The organism is Streptomyces deccanensis (assembly GCF_022385335.1).
Lineage (GTDB): Bacteria > Actinomycetota > Actinomycetes > Streptomycetales > Streptomycetaceae > Streptomyces > Streptomyces deccanensis.
Genome location: NZ_CP092431.1, coordinates 2,448,408 through 2,464,506 on the forward strand (window position 1 = coordinate 2,448,408; position 16,099 = coordinate 2,464,506).

The following is a 16,099-nucleotide window of genomic DNA, read 5'->3' on the forward strand; positions in this document are numbered from 1 at the left end:
CGGGTTGGGGGGGACGGTTCACAGGACGGCGTCGAGCCAGTCGACGGCCGCGTCCTGCATCGGCGCGGTGAACACATGGCCCAGCTCGGGCCAGGTCGTCAGCCGCAACCGCTCCCCGGCGTGGCGTGCGCGCCAGACGGCGCGCAGCTTCTCGTGCGCGACCCGGACGCCCTCTCTGGTGAAGAGGGGGTCCTGGCCGCCGTCGAGGAAGAACATCGGCTTGGGGGCGCCGATGCTCGCCACGTCGGGGAAGTCGAGGTGCCGGGCGAGCCCGGGGTGGAGCATGTAATAGGAGGACTGACCGCGCAGGATGTTGTTGCCGGGGACCATGACCTCCTTGAGCCCGGTCATCCAGCAGGCGCTGACGGCGGCCGCGATGTCGTCGCTGAGCGCGGCCGTCTGCCAGGCGCGGAAGGCGCCCATGGAGAACCCGAGGGTGGCGACCCGGCGGCGGTCCACCCGGTCGAGGCCGGCCAGGAAGCCCGCCGCGCGCACGTCCTCCCGGGCCATGAGCCCGGCGAGCGACGAACCCAGGTTGTAGAGGTTGCTGGCGAGGGCCTGCTGCTCCTCGTAGGTCGTCGGGCCCCGGTCTCCCCAGCCGAGCGCGTCCACGGCGAGGATGACATAGCCGCGCCGGGCCAGTTCGTCGCCGACGAACCGGCCGCTGAAGTACCGGTCGGCCCAGGCCCGCGCGGAGGCCAGCCGGCTCTCGTCGGACCAGGGCAGGACCAGTTTCTCCTTGCCGATGTCGAACTTGGCGCCGTGGTCGTGCAGGAGGAGGACGGCCGGGAACGGTCCGGTGCCGTGCGGGGTGAGCAGGGCGCCCCGGACGCGGCCGTACCGGGTGAGGGAGAAGGTGACCGACTCGCGGGTGTAGCCGTCGCCCTCGGCGCGGTCCTGGCCGAACTCGGGGTCGTACGGGGTGTCGTCCCGTCCGACGAACAGGTGCTCCTCGACCTTGGCCCGAGCCGCCCGGCGCCAGGTGCGGAAGTCGCGGAGGGGCGAGGTGCCCCAGGCGAGCGGGAAGCGGAGCTCGTCCTTGAGCAGGGGGTGGAAGTCGGGGAGGCTGCCGGCCAGGGCGGCGCCGGCGGGGGCCGAGGGGTCCGCCCCGCCCGCCTGCGACCCCCCTCCCGTCAGGAGTGCCGCCGCCCCCGCGCCCACGACGAAGGCCCGGCGCCCCACGGCTCGACGGGTCCCGGGCGGGTCGGGGTCGCCCGCCGGTTCACCGGCCGGCATACGGCCTCCAGTCCCCGAGATACGTCCGCCGTGTGTGCTCCCCCGCCTCGGCCGCCGTCAGTTGCGGCCGGTTCTCGGGCACGGAGACGACCGCGCCCGGGCCCGAGTTGCCGTACTCCCGGAAGCGCATGGTCTGCCAGGGGTAGGCCTCACGCATGTTGGTGTAGGGCGCGACGGCGTCGATCCCGGGGCCGATCCAGGTGTCCCGCACGACCAGTGCGGGCCAGGCGGTCGTCTCGTACGACGGCACCCAGGGCCGGGCGAGCTTGTACGCGGCGTCCTCCGCACCGGAGGTGATCCGGCCGCGCAGGGCGAGGAAGCCGTAGGGATTGGCGCGGGCGGTGGCGGGGGCGAAGACCATGCCCTTGGGGGTGAAGGACACATCCCGCTGGAGGGTGCGGAAGTGGCACGTGTCGAAGACGGCGCGGGCCCGCCCGAACACGAAGTCGACGTCGCCCTCGATGTGGCAGTGCCGGTAGTACTGCCGGTCGAAGGCGTCGAGCGCGGTGGTGTCCGCGAACAGGGTGTCCTGATGGGCGAGGAACCGGACGTTCTCGAAGTGCGAGCGGTCCCCGGTGACGTACGCGGCGACCGCCTGGGTTCCGGTGTAGTCCGGGTGGTCCGCGCGCAGCCAGTCGTTGGCGAGGGTCAGGTCGCGCACGGTCAGGCCGGGCGCCGCCGAGGTGAAGGTGGCGGAGCCCGCCGTGCCGTAGGTGCCGCCCTCGGGCCTCGGGGTGCCGTTGGCACGGTCGAAGACGACGACGGCGGCGCGGGGGTCGCGGGACGCGCCGCGCAGGGTCAACTCCCCTTTGCCTGCTGGAATGTTGACGACCTCACGGTACGTGCCCGGGTGGACGACGATCGTCCACCCGGGGCCGGTGACGGCGTCCACCGCCGCCTGGACCGATCCGCCGGGCCGGACGTGCAGGACCCGGCGGCCGTGGGCGAGGGCGGGGGCCGCGCCGGCGGCCAGCAGGCCGCCGGCGATCCCGCCGAGCAGGGTGCGTCGGCGCATCTCAGCACCTCTCCCACGGGGTCCAGTCGCCGAGGTACGCCTCACGGGTGGCCAAGGCGGCTTCGGCGGCCGTGAGCTGGGGCCGGTTCTCCGGGACGGATACGACGGCGCCCGGCCCGGTGTTCCGGTACTCGGCGAACCGCTGGTCCTGCCAGGGGAAGCCCGCCGACATGTTGGTGTACGGCGCGACCGCGTCGATCCCGGCACCGAGGCGGGTCTCGCGCACGGTGAGCATGGGCCGGGCGGTGGTGTCGGAGCTGGGCACCCAGGGGCGGGCCAGCTTGTAGTAAGCGTCAGGGGCCTCGCTGGTGATCCGGCTCCGGGTCACCAGGTAGCCGCGGGGGTTGGCGCCCGCGGTGGAGGGCGCGAAGACGAATCCGTACGGGGCGGAGGAGAGATCCGTCCTGGTCAGGGTGTGGAAGTGGCAGCGCTCGAAGACGGCTGTGGCACGCCCGAAGACGAAGTCCACGTCCCCTTCGGCGTAGCAGTCGCGGAAGTACTGCCGGGCGAAGGTGCCGAGCGCCATCGAGTCGGCGTACAGGGTGTCCTGGTGCCCGAGGAACCGGCAGCGCAGGAACGCCGACCGGTCGCCCTGCACCTTGATGGCGACGGCCTGGGTGCCGCTGATCCCGGGGTGGTCGGCGCGCAGCCAGTCGTTGGCGAAGGTGATGTCCCGCGCGGTGAACCCGGCGGCCTGCACCAGGGTCGTGGCGGAGCCGGTGGTGCCGTAGGTGCCGCCGCCGGGCTTCGGGGTGCCGGCCGCGTTGTCGTACACGACCACGACGTCCCGGGCGTTCCCGGAGGCCCCGATCCAGGTCATCTCCGTACGGGCGACGCTGACGGCGACGGTCTCCCGGTACACGCCCGGCGCGACGACCAGCGTGTACCCGCTCCCGCTCGCGGCGGTGACGGCGGCCTGGACGGTGGTGAAGTCCCCGGCGCCGCCGGCGTCCACGTACAGGGTCCGCTCGTCGAGGCGGGCGGCGGGCGATCCGTAGCGCCCGAAGACGCGGCGGCCACGGGCGGCCGGTGCCGCCTGGGCCGGGGTCGCGACGGCGAGCGCGAGCGCGGTCCCGACCCCGGCGGCCACGAACGACCGTCTGCTCGGCCCCGGGTGGCGCCCGGCCATCAGCAGACCTTCCCGGCGCCCGCGCGGTTCGCGACGATGCCCGGCACCGCGCGCGGCGAGTCGACCTTGGTCCGCAGGGTGGGCGTCCACCCGGCGCCGGAGCGGAGGAACTCCGAGGGGATCTCGGCGTTGTGGACGGCGATGAGGTCCGTCAGCCTGCCGTTGACGTAGTTGTTCTCGGCGGTCAGCGGGGAGTCGTTCCACCTCTTCAGGGCCTTGCCGACGCTCGCGCCCGCAGGCAGCGTGATCGCGTTGTCGCTGGCGTGGAGCTGCGAGGACAGGCCGACACCGAAGATGTAGTAGTCGTCCTTCTGCTCCTCGGTGACGACGTAGTGGTTGTTGTAGACGTCGACCTGGCCGAACCGCACACGCGGGGAGCGCTGGAGGATCCCGTCGAAGCGGTTGTGGTGCATGGTGACCTTGAGCTTGCCAGCGTCGAGGGCGGCGGTGCCGTCGCTGTTGCCGATCAGCATGTTCTTGTCGTGGTCCTGGAAGCGGTTCCAGGAGACGGTCACGTAGTTGGAGCCGCGCACGATGTCGGTCAGGCCGTCGTGCTGCTGGAACACCTTGCCGAAGTAGACCGGCCGCTCGCTGTCGGGGTACCGCCCGTCGGTGAACGTGTTGTGGTCGAGCCAGACGTGGTCGGTGCCGAAGACGACCACGGCGTCGTACTCGGAGTTCCAGTTGCCGGTGTTGTTGTCGTCCGTCGGGTCCCACTTGGGGAAGCAGTCGAGCGGGGCCTCGATGGTGAGGTTGCGCATGATGACGTTCGAGACGCCCTTGATCTGGAGGCTGCCGCCGAGGATGCCGGAGTTCTTGCCGACGCCGACGATGGTGGTGTTGCTGGGGATGTTGGCCTTGATCGCCGAGTCCTGGTTGGCCATGGACGCGACCCGCGCGTCCTCCTGCGGGCCCTTGGCGACCTGGTCGTTGCCGTAGGTGGCCGGGTCGTAGTCCTTCAGGTACTGCTGGAGGTCGTAGCCCCCGGTGACGAAGGCCTCGCACCCCTCGGAGACGGCGTCGATCATCCCCTTCACCTTGATGATCTTCGGCGCGTTTCCGCCGGCGGCCAGCGCGGCCTTGAACTCGGCCCAGGTGGTGACGGTGTAGATGTGCTCGGCGTCGGCCGCCGACCCACCGGTGGTGCCACCTTCCGCCGAGCCCCACCCGTCACCGGCGCCGAGCACCTGCCGGCCGAGATCACGGCCCTGGCCCTGGGCCTGGGCGACACCGGTACCGGCGACCCCGAGCACGAGCGCGGTGCAGCCGACGACGGATGTCATGACATGGGCATGCCAGATACGAGGACGCATGTGTGCGGTTCCTTTCAAAGCAAAGGGGGATGTTGAGCGCCGCCCCGTCAGGGGCGCGGGGCTGTGTTCATGTGCGGCTCCGCCGCGTGGGCGCGACCACCCACAACGGACCCGCAGCCGAAAACCGGCCTACGAGCGGAGCACTACGCTTCCGGCCAGCTGATCCAGGAGTCGGGCACCTCTTCGTCGAGACGGCGCACGTCACGACGCGCGAGCACCCGACGGCGCAGCAACTCACCCGCGACCAGCCGGGCCACGGCAATCGCCCCCGGCGGGTTGAAGTGCGTGTTGTCCTGCTCGGTCGCGGTCCAGTTGAAGTACTTCTTGGTCTCCTCGACCCCGAGCTGCTGCCACAACGCGATGGACAGCGCCTGGATGTCGAGGACGGCGACACCCTCCTCCGCGGCGAGAGCGAGCGCCGCTGCCGGATAGTCGCCGTGGGTCGGCACGGCGTTGCCGCTCGCGTCGAACTTTCTGCGCTCGACGGAGGTGGCGAGCACCGGCCTGGCGCCCCGCGCCCGCGCACCGTCGATGTACTGGCGCAGGTGGTCCTGGTACGTCGTCCACGGCTCGGTGTACCGCGTGGGATCGGCGATCTTGGAGTCGTTGTGCCCGAACTGGATGACGAGGAAGTCCCCGGGCCGGATCGCCCCGAGGATGACGTCGAGCCGCCCCTCGTCGATGAAACTCTTCGAACTACGCCCGTTCACGGCGTGGTTGGAGACCGCGATCCCCTTCCCGAGGAAGAACGGCAGCGCCATCCCCCACCCCGTCTCGGGCGCGGCGTCGGCGTACTTCTGAGCGGCGGTGGAGTCGCCGGCGATGTAGAGGGTGCGCTGTCGCCGGGGCCCGCCGGAGGCCGCCGCGGCGGACGCGGGCCCGGTGGCGGCGACGGCGAGCGGAAGGGCGGCAAGAGCCGCGGTGCTGACCTGTCTACGAGTGAGCGACACGTGCGGGTGCCTTCCAGTAGGGCCCCGCGCCCCGTCTTTCAGGGGCGCGGGGCAACTGCGCGACCAGCCACAACCAACCCGCAGCCGGCCACGAATCGAACCGGACCGAGCTCTCAGCCCTTCTTCTGCTCATTCCACTCGGCCTGCGCCGTGTTCAGCTGCTCGGCCAGCGAGTCCAGGAACTCCTTCGCCGTGCTCTGCCCGTCCATCACCTTCTGGAAGGCGGGCTCGTTGTCGGCCTTGGAGATCGTGTTCCAGTCCGGCAGGTAGTACGGCAGCTGCACGATCGTCGTCGACCCGTCGCTCAGCGCGGCGGCGGCCAGCTTCGTCGGCTCGGCCTCGGAGATCCACGCGTCCTTCGCGGCGTCGTTGTTCGACGGCACCTGCCCGGCCGACTTGTTGAACTTGGAGTTCTCCTCGTGCGAGGTCGCGAACTCGATGAACTTCCAGGCGGCCTCCTTGTTCTTCGAGCTCTTGAACATGCCGAGCCCGTCGACCGGGTTGGACACCTGGACGCGCTTGCCACCGGGGCCGGTCGGCTGCGGGATGCCCCGGAACTTGTCGCCGAACGCCTTCACGTGGTCCTGGTAGGAGCCCAGGTTGTGGTTGAGCATGCCGATCGTGCCGGAGTCGAACTGCGCGACCATCTTGGTGAAGTCGTTGTTGAGGTCGGCCGCGGGCGTGACCTTCTTGTAGAGGCCCACGTACTTCTCCAGGGCCTCGACGTTCTTCGGGTCGTTCACGGTGGTCTTCTCACCGCTCGCGTCCCAGAACGAGGTGATCCCGGACTGCCCGTACATCGCGTCCAGCGCCTGCGCGATGGAGCCGGCGCCGCCGCGGATGGTGTAGCCGAACTTGTTCTTGTCCTTGTCGGTGAGCTTCTCGGCGGCCTCGTAGAACTTGTCCCAGTCCGTCGGATCGGCCAAGCCCGCCGCCTTGAAGAGGTCGGTGCGGTAGTAGAGGACACCGTTGTTGGCGGAGGTCGGGATCGAGTACAGGGCGTCGCCACCGCCGGCGGACTTCAGCGACTCGACCATCGCCTCGTTGAGCTTGCCGCTGAGGGAGGACTTGGAGAGCCGGTTGTCGAGGGGCTCCAGCGCGCCCTGCGCGGCGAACCCGGCGGCCATGGCCGCGCCGACACCGCCGACGTCCGGCAGGCCGCCGCCCTGGATGGCGGTGTCGACCTTGGACTGGTACTCGGTGGCGGCGATCCCGACGTACTCGACCTTGATGTCCGGGTTGGCCTTCTCGAAGTCGGCGATGATCTCCTTCCAGATCTCGGTGCGGACACCGCCGTTGTTGTCCCAGAAGAGAACCTTGCCCTTGCCGCTGCCCTCGGAGCCCTTGTCCCCGCCCGCGCCGCTGCCGTCGTCACCGCAGGCGGTGGCGGTCAGGGCGAGGACGGATCCGAGGGCGACGGCCACGGCGGCACGCCTGCTTCTGCGAATGCTGATCTTCATTGAACGGCTCTCTTCTTCTGGATACGAGGGTTATGAAGTTGTGGGGGGTCTGTGCTGTCTCCGGGGCGGACTCAGTGGCCGGCGCGACCGCGATGCGGCGCCCAGCCGTCCGTCCCCGCGAGGTACTTGGTGACCGTGTGGGCCGAGGTGTCGGAACGCTCGAGCTGCGGCCGGTCGGCGGTGACGGCGGCCCCGGGCCCGTACGTCCGGTACTCCGTGAACCGCGCGTCCTTCCAGGAGAAGCCGCTCATGTCCGTCCACGGCGACGACTTGATCGCGGCGGGCAGTTCGGTCTCCCGGAACAGCACCTGGGCGATCGCGTCCGGCTCGCCGCCCGGGTGCCAGGGCCGGCCGAGGTGGTACGTCCCGGCGGGCGCGTCGCTGACGACCTTCGACCGGGTGATGAGGAACCCGTAGGGGTTCTCCTTCCAGGTCGAGGCGGCCGTGATGTAGCCGTTGTTGCTGTCCGAGCCCCGGCTGAGCGCCTTGATCAGGGAACGCTCGATGACGGTGGTGACCCGGCCGTAGATGAAGTCGACATCGCCCTCGATGTACGAGTCGCGGATGTAGACGCGGCTGATGACGTCGAGCTTGGGGCTGTCGGTCATCAGCGTGTCCTGGTTGCCCAGGAAGGCCGTGTTCTCGAAGACGATCCGGTCGCCGGTGGTCTTCATCGCGAGCGCCTGCTCGCCGTTCACCTCGTGCGCGGCCTCGTCGAAGTCGTTGCTGAAGGTGAGGTTGCGGGCGGTCACGTCACTGGCGAGGATCCGCACGGTGGCGCTGCCGTTGGAGCCGCCGTTCGCTGCGGGCGTGTCGAAGACGATGACGGTGTCCGAGCGATCTTGTCCAGTCCCCTGCAGCACCAGGTTCGGCTTGTTCGCGGGGATCAGGACCTTGGCGCGGTAGATGCCGGGCGCGATGCGGATCGTGACGGTGCCGTCGTTGCCGGCGGGCACGGCGTCCACGGCTGCCTGCACGGTCGCGTAGTCGCCGGGGACGTTCAGCACGGTGTTCGTGCCGATGCCCTTCTGCGGGCCGGAGAACCGGGTGACCAGCGCGGGGACGGCGGCGGCCGGGTCGAGCCGGTAGCGGTAGAAGTCCCTCGGGTCGAAGGCCGTGCCCCAGGCCTCCTGCCGTCCGGTGACGTTCTTCAGGATCGACCCGCGCTGAACCAACTCGGCGGTGGCGTCGGCCTGGTAGGGGTGCTGGACACCGTCGTAGTAGCTGTTCTCGATGACCATCCTGGTCCGGCCGCGCGCCCAGTTCCCGTACGTCCACACGGGGTCGCCGTCGGCCACCTGCGCCGAGAGGTAGTTGTTGTAGAGGTGGGCGTAGGCGCAGTTGTCGGCGGAGGGGTTGCGCTGTTTGGTGCCGGTGAACCAGTTGTGGTCGATGGTGATCTCGGTTTGGACATTGGTCGTCCAGCCGATGCCGAGGGCCTTGTTGTGGTTCCTGAACTGGTTGTGGGAGACGGTGACGTACCGGCTGTCCTTGCGGATGTCGAGGAGCCCGTCGCCCATGTGCTCGAAGCGGTTGTGGTCGATCCAGACGTGGTCGACGGTGTCCATCTGGATCGCGTCGAAGTCGGTGGTCTTGCCGTCCCAGTCGCCCTCGACGTAGGAGTCCCGGATCGTCAGATTGCGGATGATGACGTTGCTGGTGCCGGGGTTGAGGTGCAGTTCGCCGTGGACGATTTCGGCACTGTCGCCGACGCCGATGATCGTCTTGTTCGAGGTCACGACGACGTCGGAGCCGAAGGGTTCGACGTCGACGGTCCCCTTGACCCGGATGACGTACGGCTCCTCGGCGGACGCGTACCGCACCAGGGAGGCCTGGTCGGTGACGGTCACGACCTTGCCGCCCGCGCCGCCGGTGGTGCCGCCGTCGAGGGAGGCGAAGCCGTGGGGGCGGTCGCTCCAGCGGGGTGCCGCGCCGTACCCGGCGGTGGCGTCGGCGGCCGTGGCGGGCCCGGCGGCCTCCGCCGGGGTGAACGCGCCGACGACGAACGAGGCGATCAGGGCGGTGACGGCGGCGAGGGCTCTCCCCTTGTGCGGCAAGCGCTTGCTACGGAGGTGCGTCATTGCGGCTCCCAACAGGCGTACGAGGACTGCGGTCAGGCGGTGCCGTCCGGTGCGGCGGTGATCCGGAACTGCGTGAACGTGGCCGCCCCGGCGTGGCCCCCGCCGGTGGGCGCGACCGCGAAGAGGCCGAGCAGGGCGCCGACCCAGCGCCAGGGGGTGGCGGCGAAGACCTGTCCCGAGGGCTGCCACCCCTCCCCCACGTCGAAGGAGAACCGGCAGCGTGCCCCGGCCGAGGTCTCGATCCGCAGCCGGGCCCGCCCCCCGGGCGCCGGACGGGCGTGATCGGCGTCCCGTTCCCGCTCGGCGACGGTCTCGGCGAACCGGTGGACCAGATGCACGCTCCCGTCGGCACCCCGCTGGAGCCCGATCCAGCGGAACGCGTCCCCGAGCACCGCGAGCCCGGCGCGCGCCCCCGGTTCCTCGCTGTCGAGCCTCAGCTCCACCTCGATGACCGCCGGGATCCCCGGCAGCCGCTGTGTGAGCACATTCGCCAGTTTCCGCAGGTCGTGCGCGTGCACGGAGCGCACGCACGTGAGCCGCAGCCCGTCGCCGGAGTGCTGGGTGGCCCAGCCGTCCTGCGGGTTGGCGGTCCACTGCCACTGGCGTCCGAAGCGGCCGCCGGGGAAGTCGTCGTCGGTGGCGGGCGCGGCCGCCGGCTGCGCCGGCAGCGCCGGCTTGCGGTGGACGGCGACGGGGGCGCCGTCGTCGCCGAGCACGGGCCAGCCGTCGGCGCCCCAGCGCATCGGCTGGAGGTGGACGACCCTGCCGTACGCGCCCCGCTGCTGGAAGTGGAGGAACCAGTCCTCGCCGGCCGCCGTGCGCACCCAGCCGCCCTGGTGCGGCCCGTTGACGTCGGTGTCCTTCTGCTCCAGGACGATCCGCTCCTCGTACGGGCCGAAGAAGTCGCGGGAGCGTAAGGCGCCCTGCCAGCCGGTCTCCACTCCCCCGGCGGGGGCGAAGATCCAGTACCAGCCGTCGTGCCGGTAGAGCTTGGGGCCCTCCAGCGTGAACCAGCCGGGGAGCCGGTCCGCGTCGACGATCACCTTGCCCTCGTCGAGCAGACCCGTCCCGTCGGGCCGCATCCGGTGGCCGGTGAGCCGGTTCTTGACGCCGGAGCGGGACTTGGCCCAGGCGTGCACGAGATATGCCTCGCCGGTCTCCTCGTCCCACAGCGGGCACGGGTCGATGAGTCCCTTGCCCTCCTTGACCAGGTGCGGCCGGGTCCAGGGGCCCCTGATCCCGGGGGCGTTGACCTGGAAGACGCCCTGGTCGGGGTCGCCCCAGAAGATCCAGAACCGGTCGTCGAAGTGGCGCAGCGAGGGCGCCCACACCCCGCAGTCGTGGCGCGGTGCCCTGAACTCGGCGGCGGGTTCGAGGTGGTGCAGCGCGTGGCCGACGAGCGTCCAGTTGACCAGGTCCCGGGAGTGGAGCAGGGGAAGGCCCGGGGCCCGGCCGAAGCTGGAGGCCGTCATGTAGAAGTCGTCGGCCACGCGCAGGACATCGGGGTCGGACCAGTCGGCGTCGAGGACGGGGTTGCGGTAGGTGCCGTCGCCCCGGTCGGCGGAGAAGGCGGGTGCGCTCACCGAGGTGGTCACGGGCTCACCGCCTTGCGGACGAGGGCCGCCGCCTCGCCCCGGTCGAGGGTGCCGTCGGCGACGACGGTGACGACCCGGCGTACGGCCGTCCCGCCCGGCTCGATGGGGAGACGGTCGGTGTGGGCGAGGGAGGAGCCGACGCCCGGGTACTCGTCGGCGCGGACGAACCAGGGGTCGCGCCGTGTGGTGTCGGTGGCCCCGGCGAAGACGAGCGTCCAGGTGGCGCCGGCCAGGGCGAGCCAGTCGGCGCGGCTGCCGTGGACCTCGGCCTCGCCCTCCGCCTCGGCGGTGAAGACGCGGGGTGCCTCGGCCTCCTTGCGGGCCCGCCAGAAGAAGCCGCCGTACGCGGCGCCGGGGCGGCCGTTGGTGGCGGGGCTGCCGATCGACACCGGGGCGTCGGTGATGTTGGTGAGGGAGAAGGTGAAGTCCAACGCCCAGGCGGAGTCGGTCAGTTCGGTGGCCGCGACGGTACGGCGCTCGCGCAGCCACTCCCGGCCCGCGGCCACCCAGCGCAGTTCCTCGACGAAACCGTCGGGGTCGCGCAGTTGGAAGGCGGTGTGGCGCTGGGAGCCGTGGTTGTCGAGCTCGGTCGGGCCCTGGTCGCGGACGTAGGTCCGTCCGCCCCAGAAGTTGTGCCCCTCGACGTCGGGAACGGCGACACCGACGCCGAGGTGGTGGAGGTGGTCGGCGGGACTCAGCTCGGTGACCGCCGTACCGGACAGGGTGGTGACGGGATGCAGACAGGGGCGCGGGGAGAGCCGTTCCGGCAGCTCGGGCCGGGTGAGGTAGCGGCCCACCGGGCGGCCCGCGACGCGCAGGATCAGGGAGTCGTCGGTGATCGTCATGTGCTCACCTCTTTCGCCGGTGCTTCGGGGAGCGCCCAGGGGGCGCCGAGTTCGGAGTAGAGGGCGAGGTCGTCGGCGGCGGCCGCGACGAGACCGTCGATGCCGTCGACGACCCGGCGGTCCTCGTCGGGCAGCCGGTGCCAGGCGTCGGCCGGGAGCGCGACCGGGTCCGGGGCGGTGCGGATCGCCTCCACGACCTTCATGAACGCGCCGGTCACCTCCGGCGGGACCAGCAGTTCGGTGCCGTCGACGAGATGGTCGACGAGGTTCTCCAGCAGGTCCGTGCGGCCGTACTCGATCTCCTCCGGACCGTGTCCGGCGCGCTGGACGAGCACCCGGTCCTGCTTGTACCAGAAGGTGATCCGGCCGCTGGTGCCGTGCACGACGTTGTACGGGTCGTCCGGGTCCTCGGCGCACAGCGTGGCGGCGACGGTGATCCGGCCGCCGCCGGTGGTGGTGATCCGGACGCAGGAGGTGTCGTCGGACTCGATGTCGTTGGCGCGCAGCAGCTCGGTCTCGATGCCGGCGACGTCCTCGGCACGGCCCGCGTCGGCGAGGGCCAGGCCGGTGGCGACGGCGTGCGCGAGGGGGTTGGTGAGCGCCCCGTCGAGCACGTCCACACCGTTCATGCGCCGCTTCCCGGCCCAGGGCGCGCGCCGGTAGTACGCCTCGGCGCGGGCCCAGGCACCGGCGCCGCCGATGCCGACGACGTCGCCGATCAGGCCCTCCTCGACCATCCTGCGGATCGCGGGCAGGGCGTGCGAGCCCAGCGACTGGAAGCCGATCTGACAGACCGTCCCGGCCGCCGCGACCCCGTCGGCCATCCGGCGGAACTCGGCGTACGACGGGGCCGGCGGCTTCTCCAGCAGGACGTGGACGCCCCGCTCGGCGGCCGTCAGCGCCAGGTCGGTGTGGGTGGGGATGGGCGTGCAGATCACGGCGATGGCGGCGCCCGTGGAGTCGAGGAGCGCCCCGAAGTCGGCGGACTGCTCGGGCGTGCCGAGGCCGTCGGGGATCTCGTCGGCGCCCAGCGGGGTCAGTTCGCAGATCCCGGCGAGCCGGACGATCCCCTTGTCGGCGAGGCGCCGGATGTTCTCCAGGTGCCAGCGGCCGTGGCCGCGGGCGCCCGCGAGGACGAGCGGAAGCGGGTTCTCGTACGTGGTGGTGGTCATCGGATCCTCCCTGCGCCCGCGCCGCGTGCCACCTCTCGGTCGGCCCTCCCGGCGCTGTCGATCTTTTGGTGCAGGGTAGGCGTCCAGCCCACGTCGGCCGTGAGATCCCGCTCGCTGCCGGAGTTGTAGGCGTTGTGGATGGCCAGGAGATCCACCGGATAGCCGTTGAAGAGGGTGCCCGTCTGGTGCAGGGCGGTGCCGTTCCAGCTCTTGACCAGGTCGGCGACCTCGATGTGGCCGGGGGTGGTGAACGCGTTGTTCTCGGCGTACACGGCGGACTCGGTGGAGACGCCCAGGGAGTAGCGGTAGTCGTGGGCGTCGGCCGGGACGACGTACCGGTTGTTGTAGAGGTGCACCTGTCCGAACCGGACGCGCGGCGCGCGCTGCACGACGTTCTCGAACTGGTTGTGGTGCAGCGTCACCCGCAGCTTGCCCCGGTCGCCGGTGGCCGTGTCGCCGTTGCCGATCAGGATGCCCTTGTCGTGGTCGGCGAAGCGGCTCCAGGAGACGGTGACCAGGTCGGAGGCGTTGGTGATGTCGAGCAGGCCGTCGTGCCGGAGGTAGTTGCGGCCGAAGTACGTCGGCTCGTCCTCGTCCGGGTGCCCCTGGTCGGAGATCGTGACGTGGTCGATCCAGACGTGGCTGGAGCCGCGCACCCAGATGTTGTCGTACGCCGTCTTCCAGTCGCCGAGGCCGCCGGTGTTGGGCTGCCAGAGGGGGAAACAGTCGTAGGCGTCGCGGAGTTCGAGGTCGCGGACGATGACGTTGTCCGCGCCCCTGAGCTGGAGGCTCGCGCCCTTCAGGACGGCACCCTTCAGGCCGACGATGGTGGTGTTGGAGCCGACGGCCAGCTCGACCCGCTCGGCCTGCCGCGCCGCCGACGCCTGGCGGGCCTCCTCCTGGGGGCCGCTGGGCTTGGCGGAACCCCAGGTGCGGGGGTCGTAGGCGGCCAGGTACTTCCGCAGGTCGTAGCCGTCGGTCGCGTAGTCGGCGCAGTCGAGCTTTCCGCCGTCGTCGGACGTGTTGGCGTCGATGGTCCCGGCGATCCGGATGATCTTCGGGGTGGCGCTGCCGCCGTCGAGCGCGCGCACCAGTTCGGCGCGGGTGCGGACGGTGAGGACATGGGCGTCGTCTGCGGTGGAACCCCCCGTGGTACCACCGTCGGCGGCCGCCCAGCCGTCGTCCGTCGCGAGCGTGTCCCGGCTGATGTCCCGGTCGGCGCCCCGGGACTCCGCCCCGGCCGGGGTGGTGAGCGTGGCGCCCAACACCCCCGCGAGGGCGAGGAGTTGCAGACTCCTCCTGCGTCCGCTCATCCCTTCACCGCCCCCGCGCTGAAGCCCGTGATCAGCCACTTCTGGATGAAGGCGAAGACGATGACCACCGGGACGGCGGCGATGATGCCGCCGGCGGCCAGCGCGCCCAGGTCGACGCTGTCGGCGCTGAGCAGGGTGTTGAGGCCGACCGGGATGGTCTGCTTGGCCTGGTTGTTGAGGAACATCAGGGCGAAGAGGAAGTGGTTCCAGGAGTGCACGAAGGCGAAGGAGCCGACGGCGATCAGGCCGGGCCGCAGCAGCGGCAGCACGACCACCCGGAACGCGGTGAAGCGGTTGCAGCCGTCCACCCAGGCCGCTTCCTCCAGCGAGTACGGCACGTTCTTGATGAAGTTGCTGATCAGGATGATCGACAGCGGCAGCTGGAAGACCGTCTCGGCGAGGATGACGCTGCCGAGCGAGTTGATCATCCGCAGCTCGGCGAAGATCTGGAACAGCGGCACGAGGAGCAGTGCGCCCGGCACGAACTGGGAGCACAGCAGCGCCAGCATGAACCCGCGCTTGATCTTGAAGTCGAAGCGGGCGAGGGCGTAGCCGCCGGCCAGGGCGACCAGGGTGGTCATCACCAGGGTGACCACGCCGACCAGCACACTGTTCTGGAAGTAGATGCCGAACGAACGCTCGTTCCACACCTTCTCGAAGTGCTCGAACGTCATCGGCCAGGGCACGAGCGAGGTCGAGCCGGGCTTGCGCAGCGCGAACAGCAGGATCCAGTAGAAGGGGACGAGGGTGAAGACCAGGTAGATCGACAGCGGGAGGTAGATCTGCCAGCGGGGGACCTCGTCCCAGGCGCGGTGGACCTTGCCCGGTCGCTGCGGGGGCTCCTCGGCCGTGGGCGCGGGCCGCGTCGGGGCGACCTTCTCGGCGTCCTTGGTGATCACTTGGACTCGCCTCCGAACTTGCTCAGCCGCAGATAGACCATCGAGCAGAAGAGCAGGATCACGAACGCGACCGTGGTCAGGGCGGACGCGTAGCCGAAGTTGTGGGCGTCGACGGAGGTGTTGGCGATGTACAGCGGGAGCGTCGTCGTCACTCCGGCCGGTCCGCCGCCCGTCAACGTGTAGAGCAGGTCGACGTTGTTGAACTCCCACACCGCGCGCAGCAGCGTGGAGAGGATGATCGCGTCCTTCAGGTGCGGCAGCGTGATGTGCACGAACTGCCGTATGCGGCTGGCGCCGTCGACCTCGGCGGCCTCGTACAGGTCCTTCGAGATGGACTGGAGGTCGGCGAGGATGAGGATCGCGAAGAAGGGGACACCGCGCCACAGGTCGGCGACGATCGCCGCCGAGAAGACGGTGGAGGTGTCGGAGAGCCAGCTGGTGCCGTACTCGCCGATGCCCATGTCCGCGAGGTAGCGGGTGATGCCGGTCTGGGAGTTGTAGAGCAGCACCCAGATCGCGGAGGTCAGCACGCCCGAGACGGCCCAGGGCGAGAAGACCAGCGCGCGGCCGATGGCGCGGCCGACGAACGTCTGGTTGACGATGAGCGCGAGGGCGAGACCGAAGAGCAGCTGCAGCGAGACCTCGACGATCACCCACTTGGCGCTGAAGACGAGGGTGTCCCAGAAGAGGGGGTCCTCGGTGAAGGCGTGGACGAAGTTGTCGAAGCCGGCGAAGCCGTTCCGCCAGGGCTTCGTGGGGTTGTAGTGCTGCAGGCTGTAGTAGAAGACGCTGATGACCGGATAGGCGATGAAGCCCAGCATGAGCAGGGCGGCCGGGGCGATCAGCAGGTACGGCAGCCTGCGCGGGGTCGCGGAGGCACGGCGCGCACTGCTCCGCGCACGGCTCCGCCGGGGCGGCGCGGGCGGCTTCGCCACGGCTGCGGCTTGGGCCATGACTGGGGCTCCGTTTCTGGGTGTGTCGTGGTGCGTTGCGGTGCGTCGTGGTGCGTCGTGGCGCTTTGGGTGCGTCGGGGTGCGTCGTGGTGCAGGAAGCGCTTTCTCGCTGTGCGTGGGTGTGCGGGGCGCGGTTCG

Annotated in this window: 13 protein-coding genes; all 13 read right to left on the reverse strand. The window is 70.7% G+C overall.

The window, feature by feature from the left end; all coding sequences use genetic code 11:
• Positions 1 to 18 precede the first annotated feature (18 nt).
• Entirely contained in the window at positions 19 to 1,236 is a 1,218-nt protein-coding gene (locus tag L3078_RS10935) for a dienelactone hydrolase family protein (RefSeq protein ID WP_239753231.1), read from the reverse strand.
• Complete coding sequence (locus L3078_RS10940; protein ID WP_239753234.1) at positions 1,223 to 2,251, reverse strand: pectinesterase family protein; 1,029 nt, start codon at positions 2,249 to 2,251, stop codon at positions 1,223 to 1,225. Before L3078_RS10940 ends, L3078_RS10935 begins: the two co-directional genes overlap by 14 nt.
• Before the next feature lies 1 nt (position 2,252).
• Positions 2,253 to 3,380: a pectinesterase family protein gene (locus L3078_RS10945; protein ID WP_239753236.1), complete on the reverse strand. Its 1,128-nt coding sequence runs from the start codon at positions 3,378 to 3,380 to the stop codon at positions 2,253 to 2,255.
• The gene (locus tag L3078_RS10950) at positions 3,380 to 4,693 is read right to left on the reverse strand and encodes a pectate lyase family protein (protein WP_239753237.1); all 1,314 of its coding nucleotides are present in this window, start codon (positions 4,691 to 4,693) and stop codon (positions 3,380 to 3,382) included. Before L3078_RS10950 ends, L3078_RS10945 begins: the two co-directional genes overlap by 1 nt.
• 143 nt (positions 4,694 to 4,836) lie before the next feature.
• Complete coding sequence (locus L3078_RS10955) at positions 4,837 to 5,643, reverse strand: rhamnogalacturonan acetylesterase (RefSeq protein WP_239753238.1); 807 nt, start codon at positions 5,641 to 5,643, stop codon at positions 4,837 to 4,839.
• A gap of 113 nt (positions 5,644 to 5,756) precedes the next feature.
• Positions 5,757 to 7,103, reverse strand: coding sequence for an ABC transporter substrate-binding protein (locus L3078_RS10960; RefSeq protein ID WP_239753239.1), 1,347 nt, complete (start codon positions 7,101 to 7,103; stop codon positions 5,757 to 5,759).
• 71 nt (positions 7,104 to 7,174) lie between these two features.
• Positions 7,175 to 9,184, reverse strand: a complete 2,010-nt coding sequence (locus L3078_RS10965; protein ID WP_239753240.1) for a pectinesterase family protein — start codon at positions 9,182 to 9,184, stop codon at positions 7,175 to 7,177.
• Between the two features lie 32 nt (positions 9,185 to 9,216).
• Entirely contained in the window at positions 9,217 to 10,779 is a 1,563-nt protein-coding gene (locus tag L3078_RS10970; RefSeq protein ID WP_239753241.1) for a glycoside hydrolase family 43 protein, read from the reverse strand.
• On the reverse strand, positions 10,776 to 11,624 hold the full coding sequence (locus tag L3078_RS10975; protein ID WP_239753242.1) for a DUF6807 domain-containing protein: 849 nt from the start codon (positions 11,622 to 11,624) through the stop codon (positions 10,776 to 10,778). The genes L3078_RS10970 and L3078_RS10975 overlap by 4 nt, the downstream gene beginning before the upstream one ends.
• Positions 11,621 to 12,796, reverse strand: coding sequence for a Gfo/Idh/MocA family protein (locus tag L3078_RS10980; protein ID WP_239753243.1), 1,176 nt, complete (start codon positions 12,794 to 12,796; stop codon positions 11,621 to 11,623). The genes L3078_RS10975 and L3078_RS10980 overlap by 4 nt, the downstream gene beginning before the upstream one ends.
• Positions 12,793 to 14,109 carry a pectate lyase family protein gene (locus L3078_RS10985; protein ID WP_239753244.1) on the reverse strand — a complete coding sequence of 439 codons (1,317 nt, stop codon included), beginning with the start codon at positions 14,107 to 14,109 and terminating at the stop codon, positions 12,793 to 12,795. Before L3078_RS10985 ends, L3078_RS10980 begins: the two co-directional genes overlap by 4 nt.
• Positions 14,106 to 15,008, reverse strand: a complete 903-nt coding sequence (locus tag L3078_RS10990; RefSeq protein ID WP_239753245.1) for a carbohydrate ABC transporter permease — start codon at positions 15,006 to 15,008, stop codon at positions 14,106 to 14,108. Before L3078_RS10990 ends, L3078_RS10985 begins: the two co-directional genes overlap by 4 nt.
• Positions 15,005 to 15,961 carry a carbohydrate ABC transporter permease gene (locus L3078_RS10995; protein ID WP_239753246.1) on the reverse strand — a complete coding sequence of 319 codons (957 nt, stop codon included), beginning with the start codon at positions 15,959 to 15,961 and terminating at the stop codon, positions 15,005 to 15,007. Before L3078_RS10995 ends, L3078_RS10990 begins: the two co-directional genes overlap by 4 nt.
• Between the last annotated feature and the right edge of the window lie 138 nt (positions 15,962 to 16,099).